Here is a 20,917-nt window from a genome sequence, read left to right as displayed (position 1 = left end):
TTGTCGGCACCCTTCCCGGACCCTGTGGTGTGTGACATAGTACTGGCGTGAGCGAGTCGCTGACCTGCGATGTCGTGGTGGTGGGAGCCGGAGTGGTCGGCGCCGCCGCCGCTCTGTACGCGGCCCGCGCGGGCCTGGACGCCGTCGTGGTGGACCGGGGTCCGGTGGCCGGCGGCACGACCGGAGCGGGGGAGGGGAACCTCCTCGTCTCCGACAAGGAACCCGGACCAGAGCTCGAACTGGCCCTGCTGTCCGCCCGGTTGTGGGCCGACCTGGCCCGGGAAGGGCTGGACAGGGCCGTCGAGTACGAGGCCAAGGGCGGTGTCGTCGTCGCCGGCACGGACCGGGCCCTGGCCGGGCTGGAGAAACTCGCGGCGGAGCAGCGCGCGGCCGGGGTCGAGGCGGTCCCGGTGCCGCCCGACCGGCTCACCGACCTGGAGCCGTACCTGACCCCCGGCCTCGTGGGCGGCATGCACTACCCGCAGGACGCCCAGGTGATGCCCGCCCTCGCGGCGGCGCACCTGCTGCGCGCCTCGAAGGCCCGGGTGTTCACCGGCCGGGAGGTGACCGGGGTCCTGCGCGGTCCGGGCGGTGCGGTGCGCGGCGTGCGGACCGACCGGGGCGACCTCCACGCCCCCGCGGTCGTCAACGCGGCCGGTACCTGGGGCGGCGAGGTGGCGGCCCGCGCCGGAGTGTCCCTGCCCGTGCTGCCCAGGCGGGGGTTCGTCCTGGTCACCGAGCCGCTGCCGCCCCGCATCCGGCACAAGGTGTACGCCGCCGACTACGTGGCCAACGTCGCCAGCGACTCGGCGGCGCTGCAGACCTCCCCCGTGGTCGAGGGCACCCCGGCCGGTCCGGTCCTCATCGGCGCCAGCCGTGAACGGGTCGGCTTCGACCGGTCGTTGTCGCTGCCGGCACTGCGCGCGCTGGCGGCCGGGGCGACCGGGCTCTTCCCCTTCCTGGCCGGAGTCCGGGCGATGCGGACCTACGCCGGCTTCCGGCCGTATCTGCCGGACCACCTGCCCGCGATCGGCGCCGACCCGAGGGCGCCCGGGCTCTTCCACGCCTGCGGGCACGAGGGCGCGGGCATCGGACTCGCCACCGGCACCGGGCATCTGATCGCCCAGGCGCTGACCGGGCGGACGCCCGACCTGGATCTCGGCCCGTTCCGGCCCGACCGCTTCACCGAGGAGACCGAGTGAACCCGCTGGAACTGGCGGAGGCCGGACCGGGCCCCGCCTTCACGGTCACGTTCGACGGGCGACCGGTGCAGGCCCTGCCCGGGCAGACGGTCGCCGCCGTGCTGTGGGCGGCGGGCGTCACGTCCTGGCGTGCCACGCGCGGCGAGGGCCGTCCGCGTGGGGTGTTCTGCGGGATCGGCGTCTGCTTCGACTGCCTGGTGACCGTCAACGGACGCCCCAACCAACGCGCCTGCCTGGTGCCGGTGCGGCCGGGGGACGTGATCGGCACGCAGGACGGAACGGGCCACGGGGACGTCATGGGCACGCAGGACGGGGCGGGCCGAGGTGGCGCGAGCGGTACGCCGGACGGAACGGGCCACCACCACGGGAGCGTGAGGGGAACCCCGGACGGAACGGGCCACCGCGGGGACGTGATCGGCACGCCGGACGGCACGGGCCACCACGGGAGCGTGAGGGGAACATCGGACGGCACGGGCCGCCACGGGAGCGCGAGGGGAACGGGCCACCACGGGGACGCGATCGGCACGCCGGACGGAACGGGGCGCCACGGGAGCGCGAGGGGAACGGGCCACCACGGGGACGTGATCGGCACGCCGGACGGGGCGGGGCAACCGGAGGTGCGGCGTGTGGACTGATCTCGCCGTGATCGGCGCCGGACCGGCCGGACTCGCCGCCGCCCTGGCTGCCTCCGCGCGCGGCGTACGGGTCGTCCTCGTCGACGCCGCGACGCAGCCCGGCGGGCAGTTCTACCGGCAGCCCGCCGCAGGACTCGGCGCCGGGCGGCCCGAGGCGCTGCACCACCGGTGGCGGACCTGGGAGCGGCTGCGGGACGGAATCGCCGCCGGTGCCGTGCGCGTCCTGACGGAACACCACGTGTGGTGTGTGGAGCGGACGTCGGAGAGCTTCACCGTGCACGCCCTGCTCGGGCCGGACCAGGAAGAGCCCGCCGAGGTGCACGCCCGTGCCGTGGTCCTGGCCACCGGCGGCTACGAGCAGGTGCTGCCCTTCCCGGGCTGGACCCTCCCCGGCGTCGTCACGGCCGGGGGAGCCCAGGCCATGCTCAAGGGCGCGCTGGCGGTGCCCGGGCGTCGAGCCGTCGTGGCCGGGACCGGACCGCTGCTGCTGCCCGTGGCGACCGGGCTCGCCGCAGCCGGTGTCGAGGTCGCCGCACTCGTCGAGTCCGCCGCCCCCGGGCGCCTCGCCCGTCACGCCCCGGCCCTGGCCGGCAAGCTCCCCGAGGGCGCCGGACACGCCGCCCGGCTGCTGCGCCACCGCGTTCCGGTCCTCACCCGCCACACCGTCGTCCGCGCCCACGGCGACGACCGGCTGACCGGCGTCACGGTCGCCGCGCTCGACGCCGAGGGCCGCGTCCGGCCCGGCACCGAGCGGCACCTGCCCTGCGACACCCTCGCCACCGGCCACGGCATGCTCCCGCACACCGACCTCGCCGACAGCCTCGGCTGCCGCCTCGACGGGCTCACCGTGGGCGTCGACCCCGAGCAGCGCACGGACGTGCCCGGCGTGTGGGCGGCCGGTGAGACCACCGGCATCGGCGGTGCCGCCCTCGCCCTCGCCGAGGGGCACATCGCCGGCTGCTCCGCCGCCGCCCACCTGCGAGGCACCGCCCCGGGCCCGGCGCCGGCCGCCCTCAAGGCCCGTACGAAGCTCAGACGATCCGCCGCCGCCCTCGACTCCGCCTACACGCCGCCCGCGCACTGGCCCGAGCAGATCACCGACGACACCGTGATCTGCCGCTGCGAGGAGGTCACCGCAGGGTCCGTGCGCGAGGCCCTGGGCCTCGGGGCGGGCGACGAACGCACCGTGAAGCTGCTCAGCCGGGCCGGGATGGGCTGGTGCCAGGGCCGGATGTGCGGCACCACGATCGCCGCTCTCGCGGGCTGCGCACCCACCCCGGCCAAACGCCCGTTCGCCCGTCCCGTGCCGCTCGGCGTCCTCGCTCGGCAACACTCCCAGGAGGGACCGTCATGACCGAACTCCGCCCCTGGCGCGGCGTCCTCGTCGCCACCGCGCTTCCGCTGAACGACGACCTCTCGGTGAACCACGACCGGTACGCCGAGCACTGCGCCTGGCTGGTCGAGAACGGCTGCGACGGCGTCGTGCCGAACGGCTCCCTCGGCGAGTACCAGGTGCTCACGCCCGAGGAGCGCGCCCGGGTCGTCGAGACGGCCGTCGCCGCGATCGGCGGGGAGCGCGTGATGCCCGGCGTCGCCGCCTACGGGTCCGCGGAGTCCCGCCGCTGGGCCGAGCAGGCCGCCGAGGCCGGCTGCCGCGCGGTGATGCTGCTGCCCCCGAACGCCTACCGCGCCGACGAACGTGCCGTCCTCGCCCACTACGCCGAGGTCGCCCGGGCGGGCCTGCCCGTCGTCGCGTACAACAACCCGATCGACACCAAGGTCGACCTCGTGCCCGAGCTGCTCGCCCGGCTGCACGGCGAGGGGCACATCCAGGGCGTGAAGGAGTTCTCGGGGGATGTCCGCCGGGCCTACCGGATCGCCGAACTCGCCCCCGAGCTGGATCTGTTGATCGGTGCGGACGACGTCCTGCTGGAGCTGGCCGTCGCTGGCGCCAAGGGCTGGGTGGCGGGCTACCCGAACGCGCTGCCCCGGTCCTCGGTCGAGCTGTACCGGGCCGCCGTCGGCGGTGACCTGGACACCGCCCTGCCCCTGTACCGGCAGCTGCACCCCTTGCTGCGCTGGGACTCGCGGGTGGAGTTCGTCCAGGCCATCAAGCTGTCCATGGATCTCGTCGGCCGCCACGGCGGCCCCTGCCGTCCGCCGCGGGTGCCACTGCCGCCCGAGCAGGAAGCCGCCGTCCGAGCCGCCACCGAGAAGGCCGTCGCGGCCGGACTGAGCTGAGGACCATGCGCAGCAAACTCGTCCTGCACGCCGTCGACTCGCACACCGAGGGCATGCCGACCCGGGTGATCACCGGCGGCATCGGCACCATCCCCGGCGCCACCATGAACGAACGACGGCTGTGGTTCCGCGAACACCGCGACGACATCAAGCAGTTGCTGATGAACGAGCCCCGCGGCCACTCCGCCATGAGCGGCGCGATCCTCCAGCCGCCGACCCGGCCCGACTGCGACTGGGGCGTCGTCTACATCGAGGTCTCCGGCTATCTGCCGATGTGCGGGCACGGCACCATCGGTGTGGCGACCGTGCTGGTCGAGACCGGCATGGTCGAGGTCGTCGAGCCGGTCACCACCATCCGGCTCGACACCCCGGCGGGCCCGGTCGTCGCCGAGGTGGCGGTCGAGGACGGCGCCGCCCGGGCGGTCACCCTGCGGAACGTCCCCTCCTTCGCCGTCGGCCTCGACCGCGAGGCCACCCTCGCCGACGGACGGACGGTGACGTACGACCTCGCGTTCGGCGGCAACTTCTACGCCATCCTGCCGCTGGAGCGGTTCGGTCTGCCCTTCGACCGGTCCCGCAAGGACGAGATCCTCGCCGCGGGCCTGTCCCTCATGGCCGCCGTCAACGCCGAGGACCCGCCCGTCCACCCCGAGGACCCCTCCATCCGCGGCCTCCACCACGTCTACCTGGCCGCCCCCGGCTCGACCGCCCGCCGCTCGCGGCACGCCATGGCCATCCACCCGGGCTGGTTCGACCGCTCGCCCTGTGGCACCGGAACCAGCGCCCGCATGGCCCAGCTGCACGCGCGCGGCGAACTCCCGCTGCACACCGAGTTCGTGAACGAGTCCTTCATCGGCACCCACTTCACCGGCAGACTGCTCGGCACCACCGAGGTCGCCGGCCGCCCGGCCGTGCTGCCGAGCTTCACCGGCCGCGCCTGGATCACCGGCACCGCCCAGTACCTGCTGGACCCCGAGGACCCGTTCCCGGCGGGGTTCGTCCTGTAGACACCCCGCAAGCGCACACGAGAGGAACTTCGAACGTCATGGCTCCGCAGCACACCCCCGCCCTGCCCGTGCTGGGAAGCAGGAAGCCCAGCCACCGGGAGCGGGTCGCGGACGCGCTGCGGGCCGCCCTGATCGCCGGTGAACTGCGGCCCGGCGAGGTCTACTCGGCCCCCGGCCTGGCCGCCCGCTTCGGCGTCTCCGCCACACCGGTGCGCGAGGCCATGCTCGACCTGGCCAAGGAGGGCCTGGTCGACACCGTGCCCAACAAGGGCTTCCGGGTCACCGCCGTCTCCGAGCGGCAACTCGACGAGTACAAGCACATCCGGGCGCTGATCGAGATCCCCACCACGGCGGAGCTGGCCCGCACGGCCGACCCGGTGGCTCTGGAGGCGCTCCGCCCGGTCGCCCGGGAGATCGTCACCTCCGCGGCGGCCGGCGACCTCATCGCCTACGTCGAGGCCGACCTGCGCTTCCACCTCGGTCTGCTGGCCCTGGCCGGCAACGGCCACCTCGTCGACGTCGTACGCGACCTCCGACGCCGCTCCCGGCTCTACGGCCTGACGGCGCTGGTGGAACAGGGGCGGCTGGAGGCGTCGGCAGAGGAGCACCTGGAGATCCTGGACGCGCTGCTCGCCCGCGACGAGGAGGCCGTACGCGCCGTGATGGCCCGGCACCTCGGACACGTCCGGGGCCTGTGGGCCGCGCCCTGAACAGGCCGGGCGGACAGGGGCGGGCGCTTCACAGATCCAGCACGAGGCGCTTCCCGCGGCAGCGGGACACGCAGATCATCATGGTCTCGCCGGCCGCGCGCTCGTCCTCCGTCAGCACCGAGTCCCGGTGGTCCGGCTCGCCGTCGAGGACGTCGGTCTCACACGTGCCGCAGGTGCCCTCGGTGCAGGAGTACAGCACCTCGACCCCGGCGGCGCGCACGGCGTCGAGCACGGACACGTCCGGAGCGACGGTGAGCGTCCGTCCGCTCCGCGCGAGTTCCACCTCGAACGCGGTGGTGGTGCCGCTCTCCTGCTCCTTGGGCTGGAACCGTTCGACGCGCAGCACCCCGGACGGACACCGGGCCTCGACCGCGTCCAGCAGCGGCCCGGGACCGCAGCAGTAGACGAGGGTGCCCCCGGGCACGTCGTCCAGCACGGACGGCAGGTCCAGCAGGCCCGACTCGTCCTCGGGCGCGATCGTCACGCGGTCCCCGTAGCGGCCGAGTTCCTCGGCGAAGGCCATGGACCCGCGGGTGCGCCCGCCGTACAGCAGCGTCCAGTCGGCGCCCGCCGCCTCGGCCGCCGCCAGCATCGGCAGGATCGGTGTGATGCCGATGCCTCCCGCGACGAAGCGGTACCGGGGAGCGGGCTCCAGCCGGAAGTTGTTCCGGGGCCCGCGCACCCGCACCTTGCCGCCCTCGCCCAACTGCTCGTGCACATGGGCCGATCCGCCCCGCCCGGGGCGCTCGCGCAGCACCGCGATCCGCCAGGCCGACCGGTCCGCCGGATCGCCGCACAGCGAGTACTGCCGCTCCAGACCGGGCGCCGGCAGGACGTCGACGTGGGCGCCCGGTTCCCACGCCGGGAGCGGCTCGCCCAGCGGATGGCGCAGGGTGAGGGCGAGCACGCCGTCGGCCGCGAACTCCCTTCGCTCGACGACGAGTTCGGACTCGTAGATGCTCATGAACTGTTTCCTCGTGGCTCGTCGACCAAGTGCCCCTGCGGATGGGCGAGCATCCACTCCCACATCTCGACGGGGTCATGCGCGGTGTGTTCGCGGCCGCAGTGGCACGTGCCGTGCAGGGTGTCGGTGCCGGGCAGCCAGGCGATGCGGTAGACCTCGCCGGTCGGAGCGCTCACCGGACCTTCTCCTCGGGCTTCTCGCCCTGTTCCACCAGCCGGGCGAGGATGCGGCGGGCGGCCAGACCACCGGTGTCGATGTTGATGCTCAGCTCCTGGTAACCGGTGCGTTCGCTGCCGAGGGTCTTCTGCAGCAGGTTGAGCGCGGTGACGTCCTGCATCACCACGGTGTGGTTGTTGCCCCGCAGGAACTCGGTGACCTCGGCGTCGTCGGTCGCCCAGTCCCGGGAGACCGCCCAGAAGTCGTACACCGTGCCGTCGCCGGACGGTGTGATCGCGTAGGTGATCTCGGTGTGGAAGCCGTTCGGGTCGCTGCCGTCCGCCTCGGGCAGCACCCCGACCGGGGCGATACGGCTGTGCAGCAGATACAGGCAGGGGGCGTGGTACTCGATGTCCTGCCAGCGGGTGATGCGGCCCTCGATGCCGGTCGACCTGGCGTAGAACGGCGGGCACTCGGCGTCGTCCATGTGCCGGCTCACCCGGACGATTCCGGCGCCCTCGTCGACCTCGGTGGTGATCGGCGTCTCGGCGACCTCGGGGGTGCCGATGTAGCCGCCGTGCAGATACGTCTCGTGTGACAGGTCGAGGAGGTTGTCGACGAGCAGTCCGTAGTCGCAGTCGATGGGCTCCATGCCGCGCACGGTGACCCAGCCGGGGGAGTCGAGGTGCCGGGCCCGGGGGATGGTCTGCGGGTCGGCGAGCGCCGGGTCGCCGATCCACACCCAGACCAGCGAGTCCTGCTCGACGACCGGGTAGGAGGCGATCCGGGCGGTGCGCGGCACCCGTTTCTGCCCGGGCACGTACACGCACGTACCGGATGTGTCGTAGGTGAACCCGTGGTACCCGCACACGATCCGGTCCCCGTCCAGCCGCGTCGGCGCCTCGGACAGCGGGTAACGGCGGTGCACGCAGCGGTCGTGCAGGACGACCGGCGTACCGTCCTCCTCGGTCCGGTAGAGCACGAGCGTCTCCCCGAGGATCGTCCGGCCGAGCAACTCCCGTCCCACCTCGTGGCTGTAGGCGGCGACGTACCACTGGTTCCTGGCGAAGGCGGTGGTGTGAGGCATGGGGTTCCCGTCCCTGTCGGCGGGGCGTCTTCGCCCCGCGTGCCGTGGTTGGGATCAGGGTCCTAAGCGGTGCGGTTGCGGCGCAAGGCGGCTTCTGTCAGGCGGAAGCGTCCCAGTGAAAGAGCTGGTCAGGATCTTGTGATGCGTCTTGCCCAGCAGTGGCGGTGGGTTTCGTCCGGGGGTGGTGCGACGGGCCGTCCGGCGTCTCACGGGCGTTGCGCGTTCCCACGCGCCCGCCGACAGGTACCAGTGGCCGTCGCCGCCCAAGCGCTCGACGGCAGACGTTGACCAGGCAGGGATCCCATCTTTCGGTCGAAGGCGAGCCGCGACAGCAGGTCGTCCACGCGCTTCGCGAACGGCGGCCGCGATCGCGGAACGGCGCTGGTGTGTGAGGCGGGTATGCAGACAAAGGGGATTTCCTCGTGATGGAGCGGAGAATGACACCGAAGCGCTTCGATGCTCGTCAGGCGCCAGAGGGAGCGTCGAGATCAACGTCTTGGCGGTGTGCCAAGAGATCGCTGAGGAGTCCCTTCTCGTCCCTTGAAGGATTCTTGGAGGCGACCTTGTGCCCCCTCATGCCTTCACTTAACCTCACAACAACATCGAAGCGCTTCGACTGAACATCGCGTCGCAGTAATGGGATGTCTGCCTTTCAGCTCAGCCATTGTTCTCGCCCACGAGGCGGAGCCGCACGGCGATTGCGCCTTGGGATGTTCGAACCCAGGCCGGTGGCAGTGGAGTTCAGCCGTAGTTCTCGCCGCGGCGCCCTCGTGTTCGGCCGTCAATCCCGCTGAGCGGCAATCACTCGTAGAAGAGAGGAACCTCGATGAGAAAGTCCTGGCTTCTTCCCCTGGTCACGCTTGTCTCCGCCTCGCTCGGAGTGACAGCGGCAGGGGTGGCCCCTGCCGCCGCCGCCCCCGACACGCCTTTGCGGGTCATGCCGTTGGGCGACTCGATAACCTGGGGCGTTGGAAGCAGTACGGGCAACGGCTACCGGGCGCCGTTGTGGGACAGGCTCAGGGCGGACGGTCATCCGCTGGACTTCGTGGGCACCGGGCGGGCCGGTTCGATGTCCGACCCCGACAACGAAGGCCACTCGGGATACCGCATCGACCAGATCGCCGCACTGGCCGACGCCTCTCTCACCCGCTATCGGCCGAATGTCGTGACGCTGCACATCGGCACCAACGACCTCCAAGGGGCCTCCGAGGTCAACACGGCCATCGCCCGGCTGAAGTCGCTGGTCAACCAGATCACCGCCGACGCCCCCGACGCAACCGTCCTCGTCGCCTCCCTGGTCGTGTCCACCAGCAGCTCGGAGGAGCGGTTCCGGGGCGCGTACAACCAGGCCACCCGCCACATCGTCAGCGAGGCACAGGCCGCGGGCAAACACGTCGCACACGTCGACATGAGCAGCCTGACCACGACCGACCTGGCCGACCCCCTGCACCCCAACGACTCCGGGTACCAGAATATGGCCGACGCCTTCCACCGCGGAATCCAGGCAGCGGACAGCGCCGGATGGCTGAAGAACCCCGCGCCCGCCCCCGCCCGCGTACAGTCCGGTGTGGCGGGCAAGTGCATGGACGTCAAGGGTGCCACCACCACCGACGGGACCGCTGTCCAGACGTGGAGCTGCGGCGACGGTGCCAACCAGTTCTGGTCCGCCTACACCGACGGCACGCTGCGCTCCATGGGCAAGTGCCTCGACGCAGCCGGCGGGGCCACCGCCAACGGCACCAAAGTACAGCTCTGGTCCTGCCACGGCGGCGCCAACCAGGTCTGGCAGCCCTACAACGGCGGCTACCGCAACCCCGCCTCCGGCCGCTGCCTCGACGTTCCGGGCTCCTCCACGGCCGACGGCACGCAGCTCCACCTGTGGGACTGCCATGGCGGCTCCAATCAGAAGTGGACCACTCTGGCCGCTGGATGACCCCACTGCTTCGTGCCGCCGCTGCCAGTCCACCGGATGACGGCGGCACCGTCGGCCGTCTCGGTGCGCGACGCGGCCTCCAGTACGGCGACCCGTCCTGACCCCAACCCCCGAGCGGGGCAGCAGGCACAACCGTCTGCGGCCCCGCCGTCGCTGAGGTGGGTTACTGGAGCGTGGTGCAGAGCTGGTCGGCGGGGGTGTGGCTCCCGGATCAGCGTCGCCGTCCCGTCCGCGGTCGAGGCGCGATCCTGTGTGGGGGACCCTTCCTGGCCCGCATTGCGGAGGGCGCTTCGCGGGCCTGATCGACGGGGTCAGGAGCTTGTGATCATGTGCGTTCGGGTCAGCGCTGCAGGGTGAGGACACCCGGCCGGTACGGCAGTTGCAGATAGGGGGTGCCGTCGGATGCGGGGCTCCTGCCCTGGTAGAGGAACTGCAGGTTGCAGGGGTCGACGGTCATGGTCTGGTCGGCGTTGGTGCGGACCAGGTCACCGTGGCTGATGTCGTTGGTCCAGGTGGCACCGCTGTTGGCCTTGCCGGCGAAGGGGCTGCTCTCACTGCCGGCCTGGAGGGTCCACGGACCGTTCAGGCTGGAGGCGGTGAACGAGCGGAAGTAGCGGCCGTTCGCACCCATCGCCTCAACGATCATGAGGTACTGGTTCTGGCCCTGGACCTTGTAGACCTCCGGCGCCTCGAACAGTTTTTCCTTCGTGTCGCTCATGACCGTGGTGTACGACGAGCCGAAGCTGCCCGGGAAGCTCCCGATCGGCATGGTCGACTTGTAGATCTTGCCGTTGTCGTCGGCGAAGAACATGTACATGTTCTGGTCGTCGGCGATCATGGTCGGGTCGATCGGGCCGCCTTCGGGGAGGCTGCCGGTGAACAGCGCCTGCGGCGCGGACCAGCCGTTGGGGTTGGTGGGGTCGCTGGACGTGCGGTAGGTGAAGGGCCAGGCGGTACCCCACCCGTTCGAGGTCAGCACCCAGATGTTCTTGGGCGCGAAGTAGAACAGTTTGGGCGCCACGGCCAGGCCCTGGCTCATCCCGGTCTGGGTGGCCGTCGCCATCTCCGACCAGTTCGTGAAGGGACGGAACGCCATCGTGCCCCACGACGATCCGTCGGAGGTGGTCGCGTAGACCAGCTGCTTGCCGTTGTACGGCACGGTGGTGAAGTCCTTCAGCGCGACCCAGCCGTTCGACGGCTGTGCCAACGGGCCGGTCGACGCCCACCGGAATACCGACGGAAGAGCACACGTGCCGCCCGGCGCGGTGGCCGGGCCGGTCCACTTCTGGTTGCTGGCGCCGGTGCAGTTCCAGAGCTGCACCGCCGTGCCGTTGGCCGTGGCACCGCCGCTGACGTCCAGGCACAGCCCGGACTCCACTCCGACTATCGTGCCGTCGGAATTCACCCTCCACTGCTGGTTCGTACCGCCGTTGCAGGCCCAGAGCACCACCCGGGTACCGGCCGTGGTGGCGTGGCCCGGTACGTCAAGGCACTTGTTGCCGTACACCCTCAGCTGGTTGTTGTCCGTCAGCGTCCACTGCTGGTTTGTCCCGCCCGAGCAGTCCCAGATCTGCAGGTTCGTGCCGTCCGTCTGACTGGCGTTCGGCACATCGAGACACCGGCCGGAACCAGCGCCGCGCAAGGCGCCGCTGGTGGCCGCCTGAGCCGGGTTGGCGACGAGCGTCACCGCCGAAGTGACCAGGGCGGCGAGCACCACGGACAGCTGCCTGCGGTTGAAACCACGTCTGCGCATGGGGGTCCCATTCCTTGAGTGAGCGGTTCCGGTTGGCCCGTCAGAGGCTGTCCGGACTGTTGATGCGCTATCGCCCGGGCGGGCGAGGTTCGTCATGTCGAACGAGGGTCGAAGGGTCGCGCAAGCGGGAGGGGGGAGAGCGACCGCGATCCGCTTCCGGGGAGGGCCTCAGTTCCGCACGATGCGCCACCGGTTGTCGGCGGTGCCGTTGTCCGAGTCCTGGACTGCAAACGCGCCGACAGCGGTGGAGTTGTTCGCGATGGCGAGCAACTTGCCGCTGTGCACGTTGCGGATCTTGTAGGACCCGTCTCCCTGGTCGAGCAGTGTCCAACGGTGGTCGGCGGTGCCGTTGTCCGACCACTGCAGGACGGTCGCGTTGTCTGCCGTGGACATGTCCTGGATGCCGAGCACCTTGCCGCTGTGGGCGTTGCGGAAGCGGAACCCGTTCCCGTCGGGGACCATCTGCCAGTCATGGTCGGCGGTGCCCGAGTCGTTCCACTGCAGAGCGCGGCCACCGTCCGCCGTGGACATGTTCTGGATGCCCAGCACGAGACCGCTGCCCGCGTTCGTGAGACGGACGGTGCCGGTGCCGCCGGTGTTCCAGTAGACGGTGTAGTTGTGTCCGTGCGCGTCGTGGAACGGGCCCAGGCTGACGGCGGAGCCGTTGGCGCGGGCGGTGAAGGCGAGCGCAGTGTTGCTGGCCCGTGTGATCGAGGACGTGTCCAGCGTCGGGAGGGAGGTCAGCGCTGAGTCGCCGTAGTTGCCGGAAAGGATCACCGGGCCGTACGTGATCGCAGCGACGTTCGGGTCGTCGTTGGCCGCTCGCATGACGATCCGCATGGGCAGGCGGACGGTGACGGTGTCACCGGAGGTCCAGGAGCGGGTCAAGGTGGCGTAGCCGCCGGGGGTGGTGGTGATGTCCTGCGCCGCGCCGTTGACGCTGATGGTGGCCCCGGCGGTCCAGCCAGGGATGCGGATGCGCATCGCCCAGGTTCCGCTGACGTTCCCGGTGACCTGCAAGGTCGTGGTGTCGCTGATGGGGTAGGCCGTGGTCTGGGTGACCGTGATGCCCCGCTCCGACCAGTCGAGCACCGAGGGCACGAACAGGTTCACGATCAGCGTGTTGTCGGTGCGGAAGTAGATCGAGTCCATCAGCCTGGTGTGCGTCTCCAGGCCGGTGCCCTGGCAGCACCAGAAGGTGCCGTAGTCGGTGCTCCACGTGCCACCGCCCCACGCCGGGCCCACTCCGCGTCGGCCTCCCGGGTTGAGAGGGGTGAAGTAGGTGACGTGGCCGTGGTTGTCCGCCGGGTTCTGCTGGCCGATCATCTGGTTCAGCCACGCCTGCTCGTAGTAGTCGAACAGGGCGGCCCGGTTCGGGTCCAGCTCGAACAGTTCCCGGGTGAGGGTGAGCATGTTGAAGGTGTTGCAGCTTTCGCAGGTGTCCTTGTTCAGGTAGCCGGCGATGGCATTCGGGGCGCGGAAGTGCTCCGCCTGGCTGTTGCCGCCGATGGCATAGGTGTGCGAGTTGACGCAGAGGTTCCAGGCGTTGACCGCGATGTCCCGGTAGCGGGTGGTGCCGGTGGCCTTGTACTCCCTGGCGGCCCCGATCCACTTGGGAACCTGGGTGTTGGCGTGCAGTCCGCTGAGCTTGTCCTGGTTGGACGCCAGGGGGTCGAACACCGCGGCGTGGTCGAATCGCCTGGCGACGGTGAGCCACCGCGTGTCGCCCGTCTGCTGGTAGAGATCGGTCAGCACGGTGTTCATGCCGCCGAACTCGGTTTGCAGCATGGCCTGCATCTGCTGGGTGCTCAGTCGGCCGGTGCGCCGGTCGACCCATCCCGCCAGGGCGAGCAGCACGTCGCGGGCCTGTGTGCTGCCGATGTGGCGCCACACGTCCAGCAGGCCCATGAGGGTCTTGTGGATGGTGTAGTATGGCACGTTGCCGTTGCTCAGGGTCCGCTCCTCGAGAGCGGTGAAGTCCGACTCGGGGTAGCCGGAGAGGTACCCGGCGCTGAAGCCGGCCGCGCTGTTGTTGGCCTGGCACTTGGCCAACTCCGCGACCATGGTGGCTGCCTTGTCCCGGCAGGTGATGTCCCCGGTCACCGCGTAGAGCTGTGCCCATGCCGTGAGGAAATGGCCTTGGGCGTGGGTGCGGAAGGGAAAGGTCGGCGCGTCCCAACCGCCGTTGGCAGCAGCGCCGTTGGTGGACAGCCGGTGGTTGGCGCGGAAGTTGTACAACAGCCGGTCTACATCGACGAACCGCAGGTAGTTCCGCGTGCGGTTCTGGTTGTCCAGCCAGCGGCTCGCGGTGAGCCGGACCTGGTCCAGCGCGAAAGGGTGCGCCAAGACCCCGATCTCGGCCCTTGCGGGAGGAGCGGCCGCCTGGGCGGGAGACGCTGAGACGAAGGATCCGGTGGCGGCGGTGGCCGCGGCTCCCTGAAGCAGGCGCCGCCTGCTGACGGAAGAAGTCATCTTGCACCTTTCGGTGAGGCGAGGGTGACTCTTGATCGTCGGTGCGTTCACTCACGGCGGAGCTGTAGCGGCCACCGTCCCCGGCCGCCACGCCACTTACATGGGATGGATTAACGGATACGAACGTTGCCTCTGTCCAGTCTCTCGACACCAAAAGACTTGGTCCCTTGCGAATGTGCCTCCGGCCCGCGCCCTGACGTCGCATCAAACATGGGAGTACCGAGGAGGACTGTGCAGAGCGCGAGAGCTGGATGACGCCGGCTTGAACCGTCGACGGGGGCTCCCGCCCCGCCTGGCCGGGGCCTCGCGAGGACATCGGTCCGGCCGCCCGCGAGGGCGTCTGGTCCAATATCCGCAGTGCGGAGGTGATACTGCTTCAGCTGGTGTCTACGAACTTCTCCGGGTGCGCAGCCTGCAGAACGGTCCCGAGGACACGGAGCGGATCACCGTCGTCTGCCCTACCGCGGAAACACCACAACGTCCCGGCGGGTACCGACGCCGGCAGGCTGGCCAGGGATCACCGGCCGGGTCGAGGGACGGCGTGGGGTCGCACGAGCCGGCGTCCGCGGCCGAGCGAGACGGCGAGCCGACCCCCGACGGCGCACCCCTCACCGCCGCAGCGGTGCGTGAGCCGTCTCCGGCAGCCGCAGGTACACCACCGACGACACCAGACAGATCACCGCGACGTACCACGGGAACAGCCCCGCGTGCCCCTGCTCCTTGAACAGCGTGCCCACGTACGGGGCCGTGCCGCCGAAGAGGGCCACCGTCAGGGAGTAGGGGAAGCCGATGCCCGCCGCGCGGACCCGGGGCGGGAAGATCTCCGCGTTCACGGCCGCGCTGATCGAGGTGAACCCGGTCAGCAGCACCATGCCCGCGCACTGCACGAGCAGCAGCACGGCGAACGAGTCGCTCAGGGTGCGCAGCAGGGGCACCGCGAGCAGCGCGAAGCCCAGGCCGAAGAAGAGCAGCAGGGGGCGGCGGCCGTAGCGGTCCGAGAGCAGACCGCCGAGCGGTTGCAGCAGGGCGAAGAAGGCCAGTGAGATCGTGCCCGCGAGCAGCGCGTCCGCCTTCTCGACGCCGGCGTTGAGTTCGGCGTACGTCGGCAGGTACGACGTCCACGTGTAGTAGGCGATGGTGCCGCCGGCCGTGATGCCGCCGATGAGCAGCGACTCGCGCGGATGCCGGCGCAGCGCCTCGAACAGCCCCGGGCGCGGCGCCTGCTGCTGCTCGGCGCTGCGGGTCTCCTGCGCGCCCTGCCGGATCCAGAACCCGACCAGACTCAGCAGGGCGCCGAGCACGAACGGCACCCGCCATCCCCAGCCGTTCATCTGCCCGTCGCTCAGCGTGTCCACGAGCAGGGTGGCGACGCCGGAGGCGACCAGCTGTCCCACCGTCGTCGACACGTACTGGAAGCTGGAGAACAGCCCGCGCCGGCCGGGCCCCGCCGACTCCACCAGGAACGTCGTCGAGGCCGCGAACTCGCCGCCCACGGAGAGGCCCTGCAACAGCCGGGCGAGGACGAGGACCACCGACGCCAGGACGCCCACGGCCGCGTAGGTCGGGGTGAGCCCGACCAGCAGGCTGCTGCCCCCCATCAGCAGGATGGTGACCGTGAGGGCGGCCCGTCGTCCGTGCCGGTCCGCGACCGCGCCCATCAGCAGCCCGCCCACCGGCCGCATGAAGAACCCCACCGCGAACACCGCGAACGTGGACAGCAGCGGCACCAGCGAGTTGTCCGCGCTCTGCGGGAAGACCTGAGCGGCGATGTACGTGGCCAGAAACGTGTAGGCGTACCAGTCGTACCACTCCACGGCGTTGCCCACCGAGGCGGCGAGGAGCTGGCGAACGGGCCGTTTCGTCGGCGGGGAAACCGTCTGCGTCTCTGTCACGTCCCTCACCCTCCCCCGGCATTGCCCCGGCACACCGTCCGTACCGGCGACTTTCACACGAGTGTCACGCGCCCCTTCCTTGGCGTTTGGTGTCCCTGAAACACTCCTTCCGCGCAGATTCCGTCACGTTCCGGCCATCCCGCACCTCAGGATGAGAGGTCTGTCCTTCATGTCCGAAGTCAACCGGCGCCGCTTTCTCCAACTCGCGGGTGTCACCACGGCCTTCAGTGCCCTGTCCGCCAGCATCCAGCGCGCCGCCGCCCTTCCCGCGAACCACCGCACCGGGTCGATCGAGGACGTCGAGCACATCGTCGTCCTCATGCAGGAGAACCGTTCCTTCGACCACTACTTCGGCACCCTGAGAGGCGTCCGCGGCTTCGGCGACCCCCGTCCGGTCACCCTCGACAACGGCAAACCGGTCTGGCACCAGGAGAAGGACGGCAAGGAGATCCTGCCGTTCCACCCGGACGCCGACGACCTCGGCATGCAGTTCCTTGAGGGCCTGCCGCACTCCTGGCCCGACGGCCACCAGGCCTACGACGGCGGCAAGTACGACCGGTGGGTGCCCGCGAAGGGCACCACGACCATGGCGTACCTGACCCGCGAGGACATCCCCTTCCACTACGCCCTCGCCGACTCCTTCACCGTCTGCGACGCCTACCACTGCTCGTTCATCGGCTCCACCGACCCCAATCGCTACTACATGTGGTCCGGGTACACCGGCAACGACGGCACCGGCGGCGGCCCGGTCCTCGGCAACGACGAGCTCGGCTACGGCTGGACGACCTACCCCGAGCGCCTGGAGCAGGCGGGCATCTCCTGGAAGATCTACCAGGACATCGGCGACGGCCTCGACGCCGCCGGCTCCTGGGGCTGGATCCAGGACGCCTACCGCGGCAACTACGGCGACAACTCGCTGCTGTACTTCAACAGGTACCGCGAGGCCAAGCCCGGCGACCCCTGGTACGACAAGGCCCGCACCGGCACGAACGCCAAGGCCGGCGAGGGCTACTTCGACCTGCTGCGCGCCGACGTCAAGGCCGGCAAGCTGCCCCAGATCTCCTGGATCGCCGCCCCCGAGGCCTTCTCCGAGCACTCCAACTGGCCCTCGAACTACGGCGCCTGGTACATCGCCCAGGTCCTGGACGCCCTCACCTCCAACCCGGAGGTCTGGTCCAAGACGGCCCTGTTCATCACGTACGACGAGAACGACGGCTTCTTCGACCACGTGGTGCCGCCGCTGCCCCCGAAGGACGCCTCCCGCGGTCTGTCCACCGTCGACGTCTCCCTCGACCTCTTCCCGGGCGACGGCAAGAACACGGCCGGCCCCTACGGCCTCGGCCCCCGGGTGCCGATGCTGGTCGTCTCCCCGTGGAGCAAGGGCGGCTACGTCTGCTCCGAGACCCTCGACCACACCTCGATCCTGCGGTTCATGGAGCGCCGCTTCGGCGTCCGCGAGACGAACATCTCGCCCTGGCGACGCGCCATCTGCGGTGATCTGACGTCCGCGTTCGACTTCTCCCGCAAGGACGCGCGCCCCGCCCCGCTGCCCGGCACCGACGGGTACGAGCCGCAGGACCGCGAACGTCACCCCGACTACAAGCCGGTCCCGCCCACCGACCCGCGCATGCCCCGGCAGGAACGCGGTCTGCGCCGCTCCCGGCCGCTGAAGTACGCCCCGCACGTGGACGCCTCGGTCGACGCGGCGGCCGGGAAGCTCAACCTGACCTTCGTTTCCGGCCCGAAGGCCGGCGGCGCTTTCCACGTCACCTCCGGCAACCGCGCCGACGGCCCCTGGACGTACACCACCGAGGCCGGCAAGACGCTCTCCGACACCTGGAACTCGGCGTACTCCGGCGGCTCCTACGACCTGACCGTGCACGGCCCCAACGGCTTCGTGCGCGTCTTCAGGGGCTCGAACAAGACGGCCGGCTGCGAGGTCACGGCCCGCCACACCGGTGACGACATCGAGCTGACCTTCACCAACAAGGGCTCCGGCACGGCCCGTCTGAAGCTCGCGAGCGGCTACGGCGGCCGGCCCTCGACCGTCACCGTCCGCCCGGGCGCGACGGTGCGCAGGACCGTCGAACTCGCCGCCAGCCGCCGCTGGTACGACCTGACCGTCACCACCGAGGGCGACAAGGCGTTCCTGCGGCGGTTCGCCGGGCACGTCGAGAACGGGCAGCCGGGGGTGAGCGACCCGGCAATTATCACCGCGTAGCGGGAGTGAGGTGCCCCGGATCGTGCGGCCGGGGCACCAGGGCCGGTTCGGGCGTGGCCGAGCCGGGCTCCAGGGCCAGGACGGCGGCCACCGGGTGGTCGTCGTCGACCGGGGCGGTCGCGGGTGCCGCCCGGGTCAGCGACACCACGCCCCAGGCCGCCAGGCCCGCCCCGGCGAGCGCGAGCAGCACACCCGCCGGCCCGCCCTGCAGGCGTTCGCCGAGCAGCGACAGGCCGATCACCGCGGCGGCCAGCGGGTTGGACAGGGTCACCACCGCGAGGGGTCCGCCCAGACCGCCCCGGTACGCCGTCTGCGACAGCACCAGCCCGCCGGCCGCGAAGGCCGCCACGAGCAGGGCCACGCCGACCACCTGGACGCTCAGCGCCGGGCCGGACCGGTCGGTCGCGGCCACCGTCACGGTCTGCGTGAGGGCCGAGGCGACCCCGGAGGCGAGACCGGACGCGGTCGCGTGCCGCAGCCCGGGGCGGGCGCCGGGCCGGGACAGCACCCCGATGAACACCGCGGTGGCGCCGGCCACTGCCAGCGCCTCGGGAACGCTCAGCACACCGTCCGGCGCCGGACCGGACGCCGTGACCAGGATCGCGCCCAGTCCCAGGAGGGTCAGGGCGGTGCCCTTCCACTCGACCGCGCTCACCCGCCGTCCCGCCATCCGCGCCCCCATGGGCACCGCCGCGACCAGGGTGAGCGCGCCGAGCGGCTGGACCACGGTCAGCGGGCCGTACCGGAGGGCGACGACGTGCAGCAGCGCGGCCGACGCGTTCAGCCCGACCGACCACCACCAGGCGCCGCTGCCGAGCAGCCGCAGCGTGCCCGCTCCCGGGGAACGGGAGGCGAGCCGCTCCTGGCCGACCGCGGCGGCGGCGTAGGCGACGGCGGAGACGAGGGACAGGGCGACGGCGGCCGGCACGGTGTTCATCGGCCGGCTCCCGCGAGCGCCTGCTCGTCCCGCCGAGCCGGTACGAGACTGCCCCGTGTCCGGCCTGCCGTGGTCGCCGTGCGGTGCGGCGAGCGAAGCGAGACGGGGCTCTCCCCGGACGGAGCCCGGGGGAGGATCACCGAGAGGGCGAGGCCGAGCAGGGCCGCCGCCACGATCGCGTCGAGCCAGTAGTGGTTCGCGGTGCCGACGATCACCAGCAGTGTCAGCAGGGGATGCGCCAGCCAGAGCCAACGCCACCGTGAGCGGGTGGCGGCGATCAGGCCGATCGCGACCATCAGCGCCCAGCCGAAGTGCAGCGACGGCATCGCCGCGAACTGGTTCGACAGGGAGTCCGTCGCGGGATTGCCGTACACCGACGGCCCGTACACCCGCGCCGTGTCGACCAGGCCGGTCACGGCCGGCATGCGCGGCGGGGCGAGGGGGAACAGCAGATGGAGCACCAGGGCGGCGGCCGTGACCGCGGCCAGCACCCGGCGGGCCCAGACGTAGTGGACCGGCCGGCGCAGGTAGAGCCAGATCAGGAAGGCGGCCGTGGCGGGGAAGTGGACGGCCGCGTAATAGGTGTTCGCGATGTGCGCCAGGCCGTCACCGTGCAGCAGGAGCGACTGCACCGCTCCCTCACCGGGGAGATGGACCGCTCGCTCGAAGTCCCACACGCGGTGTGCGTTGTGGAAGGCCTCGCCGGTGTGGCCGGTGGCCAGCTGCCGCCCGAACTTGTAGACGAGGAAGAGCCCTGCGACGAGCAGGAGCTCCCGGACGAGCGGCGGTCGCGCTACGGCGTCGGACCCCGCCGGCACAGGCTCGGTACGGGCATTCATCCCCCGGCCCCTTCGGTGACGGTGGTGCTGTTATCGGTACGGGAGCGTACCGATACGCCAGTGTACCGATACGGCCGCGTACCGGTACACTGGCGTATCGATAGACGTGGAACACATCGCGAGCCGGGAATTTTCCGGCCGCCCGAGGAAAGCAGGAGCACCGCCCATGACGTCGCAGGCCGCGGACCGGCCCGAGCCGGTCGGTGTCACGCGCCGCTCCAAGATCACCCCCGAGCGTGAGCAGGAGTTCTACGACGCCGTGCTGGAGCAGCTCCGTGAGTGCGGCTACGACTCCGTCACCATGGAGGGGATCGCCGCCAGCACCCGGTGCAGCAAGTCCACGCTCTACCGCCAGTGGAAGACCAAGCCCCAGCTCGTCGCTGCGGCGCTGCGCTCGCACCGGCGGACGCGCTGTATCGACACCGGCTCGCTCGCGGACGACCTGCGTGAGGCGGCCCGGGCGGCGGGAGAGCTGTCGGGCCGGGACACCAAGCTCCTCCAGGCGCTCGTTCACGCGGCCCCTCAGGACCCGGAGCTGCAGCGCGCCTTGCGCGAGGCGCTGGTCGAACCGGAGATCGCCGCGCTGAAGGAGATCATCCGACGTGGGATCGAACGGGGCGAAGTGCCCGCCGACCACCCGGCGCTGGAGTACATCCCGGCGCAGATGTTCGGCGTCCTGCGCATCCGGCCCGTCCTGGAGGGCGAGTACGCGGACCCGGACTACCTGGTCCGATTCGTGGAAGCCGCCGTGCTGCCGGCACTGGGCCTGACCTGAAGCCCGGGCCGCCGTCCGCCGGATGACCGGACGGCTGAGGTGCTCGGTGGGTACGTGTTCGTGATCGAAGGTGATCACATCGCACCCCCGGGC

At 71.1% G+C, this 20,917-nt stretch carries 16 protein-coding genes and 1 pseudogene; 9 read left to right on the top strand and 8 right to left on the bottom strand.

Annotation, left to right across the window (positions count from 1 at the left end; translation table 11 throughout):
• Positions 1 to 47 precede the first annotated feature (47 nt).
• From ABT116_RS10875 to ABT116_RS10850, 6 genes and pseudogenes are all read left to right on the top strand, one after another.
• Positions 48 to 1,202: an NAD(P)/FAD-dependent oxidoreductase gene (locus ABT116_RS10875; protein ID WP_351630783.1), complete on the top strand. Its 1,155-nt coding sequence runs from the start codon at positions 48 to 50 to the stop codon at positions 1,200 to 1,202.
• Positions 1,199 to 1,495 (top strand): annotated as a pseudogene (locus ABT116_RS10870) ((2Fe-2S)-binding protein); the annotation flags it as partial. The gene ABT116_RS10875 and the pseudogene ABT116_RS10870, both read left to right, overlap by 4 nt.
• A 331-nt stretch (positions 1,496 to 1,826) precedes the next feature.
• Positions 1,827 to 3,191 (top strand): FAD/NAD(P)-dependent oxidoreductase, encoded by a 1,365-nt coding sequence (locus ABT116_RS10865; RefSeq protein ID WP_351630781.1) that lies wholly within the window; start codon positions 1,827 to 1,829, stop codon positions 3,189 to 3,191.
• A complete protein-coding gene (locus tag ABT116_RS10860) occupies positions 3,188 to 4,078 on the top strand; it encodes a dihydrodipicolinate synthase family protein (protein WP_351630779.1) in 891 nt (296 codons plus the stop codon). Before ABT116_RS10865 ends, ABT116_RS10860 begins: the two co-directional genes overlap by 4 nt.
• Before the next feature lie 5 nt (positions 4,079 to 4,083).
• Positions 4,084 to 5,085 carry a proline racemase family protein gene (locus tag ABT116_RS10855; RefSeq protein WP_351630776.1) on the top strand — a complete coding sequence of 334 codons (1,002 nt, stop codon included), beginning with the start codon at positions 4,084 to 4,086 and terminating at the stop codon, positions 5,083 to 5,085.
• Between the two features lie 38 nt (positions 5,086 to 5,123).
• The gene (locus tag ABT116_RS10850) at positions 5,124 to 5,795 is read left to right on the top strand and encodes a GntR family transcriptional regulator (RefSeq protein WP_351630774.1); all 672 of its coding nucleotides are present in this window, start codon (positions 5,124 to 5,126) and stop codon (positions 5,793 to 5,795) included.
• 28 nt (positions 5,796 to 5,823) lie between these two features.
• Here ABT116_RS10850 and ABT116_RS10845 read toward each other — a convergent pair whose 3' ends face one another.
• The 3 genes from ABT116_RS10845 to ABT116_RS10835 are packed head-to-tail and all read right to left on the bottom strand — an operon-like array spanning position 5,824 to position 8,002.
• Positions 5,824 to 6,759, bottom strand: coding sequence for a PDR/VanB family oxidoreductase (locus tag ABT116_RS10845; RefSeq protein WP_351630771.1), 936 nt, complete (start codon positions 6,757 to 6,759; stop codon positions 5,824 to 5,826).
• The gene (locus tag ABT116_RS10840; protein WP_351630769.1) at positions 6,756 to 6,935 is read right to left on the bottom strand and encodes a hypothetical protein; all 180 of its coding nucleotides are present in this window, start codon (positions 6,933 to 6,935) and stop codon (positions 6,756 to 6,758) included. Before ABT116_RS10840 ends, ABT116_RS10845 begins: the two co-directional genes overlap by 4 nt.
• Positions 6,932 to 8,002: a Rieske 2Fe-2S domain-containing protein gene (locus ABT116_RS10835; protein WP_351630766.1), complete on the bottom strand. Its 1,071-nt coding sequence runs from the start codon at positions 8,000 to 8,002 to the stop codon at positions 6,932 to 6,934. The genes ABT116_RS10840 and ABT116_RS10835 overlap by 4 nt, the downstream gene beginning before the upstream one ends.
• A gap of 826 nt (positions 8,003 to 8,828) precedes the next feature.
• Here ABT116_RS10835 and ABT116_RS10830 point away from each other — a divergent pair.
• A complete protein-coding gene (locus ABT116_RS10830; RefSeq protein WP_351630763.1) occupies positions 8,829 to 9,935 on the top strand; it encodes a ricin-type beta-trefoil lectin domain protein in 1,107 nt (368 codons plus the stop codon).
• Between the two features lie 340 nt (positions 9,936 to 10,275).
• On the opposite strand, the gene ABT116_RS10825 is transcribed toward ABT116_RS10830, so the two are convergent.
• From ABT116_RS10825 to ABT116_RS10815, 3 genes are all read right to left on the bottom strand, one after another.
• Positions 10,276 to 11,688: a non-reducing end alpha-L-arabinofuranosidase family hydrolase gene (locus ABT116_RS10825; RefSeq protein ID WP_351630760.1), complete on the bottom strand. Its 1,413-nt coding sequence runs from the start codon at positions 11,686 to 11,688 to the stop codon at positions 10,276 to 10,278.
• A gap of 168 nt (positions 11,689 to 11,856) precedes the next feature.
• Complete coding sequence (locus ABT116_RS10820; protein ID WP_351630758.1) at positions 11,857 to 14,160, bottom strand: beta-L-arabinofuranosidase domain-containing protein; 2,304 nt, start codon at positions 14,158 to 14,160, stop codon at positions 11,857 to 11,859.
• Between the two features lie 608 nt (positions 14,161 to 14,768).
• Positions 14,769 to 16,052 carry an MFS transporter gene (locus ABT116_RS10815; protein WP_351630756.1) on the bottom strand — a complete coding sequence of 428 codons (1,284 nt, stop codon included), beginning with the start codon at positions 16,050 to 16,052 and terminating at the stop codon, positions 14,769 to 14,771.
• A gap of 169 nt (positions 16,053 to 16,221) precedes the next feature.
• Here ABT116_RS10815 and ABT116_RS10810 point away from each other — a divergent pair, with 169 nt between their 5' ends.
• The gene (locus ABT116_RS10810) at positions 16,222 to 18,273 is read left to right on the top strand and encodes a phosphocholine-specific phospholipase C (RefSeq protein WP_351630754.1); all 2,052 of its coding nucleotides are present in this window, start codon (positions 16,222 to 16,224) and stop codon (positions 18,271 to 18,273) included.
• On the opposite strand, the gene ABT116_RS10805 is transcribed toward ABT116_RS10810, so the two are convergent.
• The gene (locus ABT116_RS10805) at positions 18,263 to 19,210 is read right to left on the bottom strand and encodes a DMT family protein (protein ID WP_351630751.1); all 948 of its coding nucleotides are present in this window, start codon (positions 19,208 to 19,210) and stop codon (positions 18,263 to 18,265) included. The two genes, ABT116_RS10810 and ABT116_RS10805, sit on opposite strands and share 11 nt — an antisense overlap.
• Complete coding sequence (locus ABT116_RS10800; RefSeq protein WP_351630748.1) at positions 19,207 to 20,049, bottom strand: phosphatase PAP2 family protein; 843 nt, start codon at positions 20,047 to 20,049, stop codon at positions 19,207 to 19,209. The genes ABT116_RS10805 and ABT116_RS10800 overlap by 4 nt, the downstream gene beginning before the upstream one ends.
• A 166-nt stretch (positions 20,050 to 20,215) precedes the next feature.
• On the opposite strand from ABT116_RS10800, the gene ABT116_RS10795 reads away from it, so the two are divergent.
• Positions 20,216 to 20,824, top strand: a complete 609-nt coding sequence (locus ABT116_RS10795) for a TetR/AcrR family transcriptional regulator (protein WP_350705904.1) — start codon at positions 20,216 to 20,218, stop codon at positions 20,822 to 20,824.
• The last annotated feature ends 93 nt before the right edge of the window (positions 20,825 to 20,917 follow it).

Source organism: Streptomyces sp. NPDC002130 (genome assembly GCF_040296465.1).
Taxonomy (GTDB): Bacteria; Actinomycetota; Actinomycetes; order Streptomycetales; family Streptomycetaceae; genus Streptomyces.
This window is presented reverse-complemented; position numbering and strand designations above follow the sequence as displayed.

Bases quoted from the DNA above. Each gene is read 5' to 3' on its own strand.
- ABT116_RS10860 (WP_351630779.1), top strand. From the start codon at position 3,188: ATGACCGAACTCCGCCCCTGGCGCGGCGTCCTCGTCGCCACCGCGCTT.
- ABT116_RS10855 (WP_351630776.1), top strand. From the start codon at position 4,084: ATGCGCAGCAAACTCGTCCTGCACGCCGTCGACTCGCACACCGAGGGC.
- ABT116_RS10850 (WP_351630774.1), top strand. From the start codon at position 5,124: ATGGCTCCGCAGCACACCCCCGCCCTGCCCGTGCTGGGAAGCAGGAAG.
- ABT116_RS10845 (WP_351630771.1), bottom strand. From the start codon at position 6,759: ATGAGCATCTACGAGTCCGAACTCGTCGTCGAGCGAAGGGAGTTCGCG.
- ABT116_RS10835 (WP_351630766.1), bottom strand. From the start codon at position 8,002: ATGCCTCACACCACCGCCTTCGCCAGGAACCAGTGGTACGTCGCCGCC.
- ABT116_RS10830 (WP_351630763.1), top strand. From the start codon at position 8,829: ATGAGAAAGTCCTGGCTTCTTCCCCTGGTCACGCTTGTCTCCGCCTCG.
- ABT116_RS10825 (WP_351630760.1), bottom strand. From the start codon at position 11,688: ATGCGCAGACGTGGTTTCAACCGCAGGCAGCTGTCCGTGGTGCTCGCC.
- ABT116_RS10820 (WP_351630758.1), bottom strand. From the start codon at position 14,160: ATGACTTCTTCCGTCAGCAGGCGGCGCCTGCTTCAGGGAGCCGCGGCC.
- ABT116_RS10810 (WP_351630754.1), top strand. From the start codon at position 16,222: ATGTCCGAAGTCAACCGGCGCCGCTTTCTCCAACTCGCGGGTGTCACC.
- ABT116_RS10805 (WP_351630751.1), bottom strand. From the start codon at position 19,210: ATGAACACCGTGCCGGCCGCCGTCGCCCTGTCCCTCGTCTCCGCCGTC.
- ABT116_RS10800 (WP_351630748.1), bottom strand. From the start codon at position 20,049: ATGAATGCCCGTACCGAGCCTGTGCCGGCGGGGTCCGACGCCGTAGCG.
- ABT116_RS10795 (WP_350705904.1), top strand. From the start codon at position 20,216: ATGACGTCGCAGGCCGCGGACCGGCCCGAGCCGGTCGGTGTCACGCGC.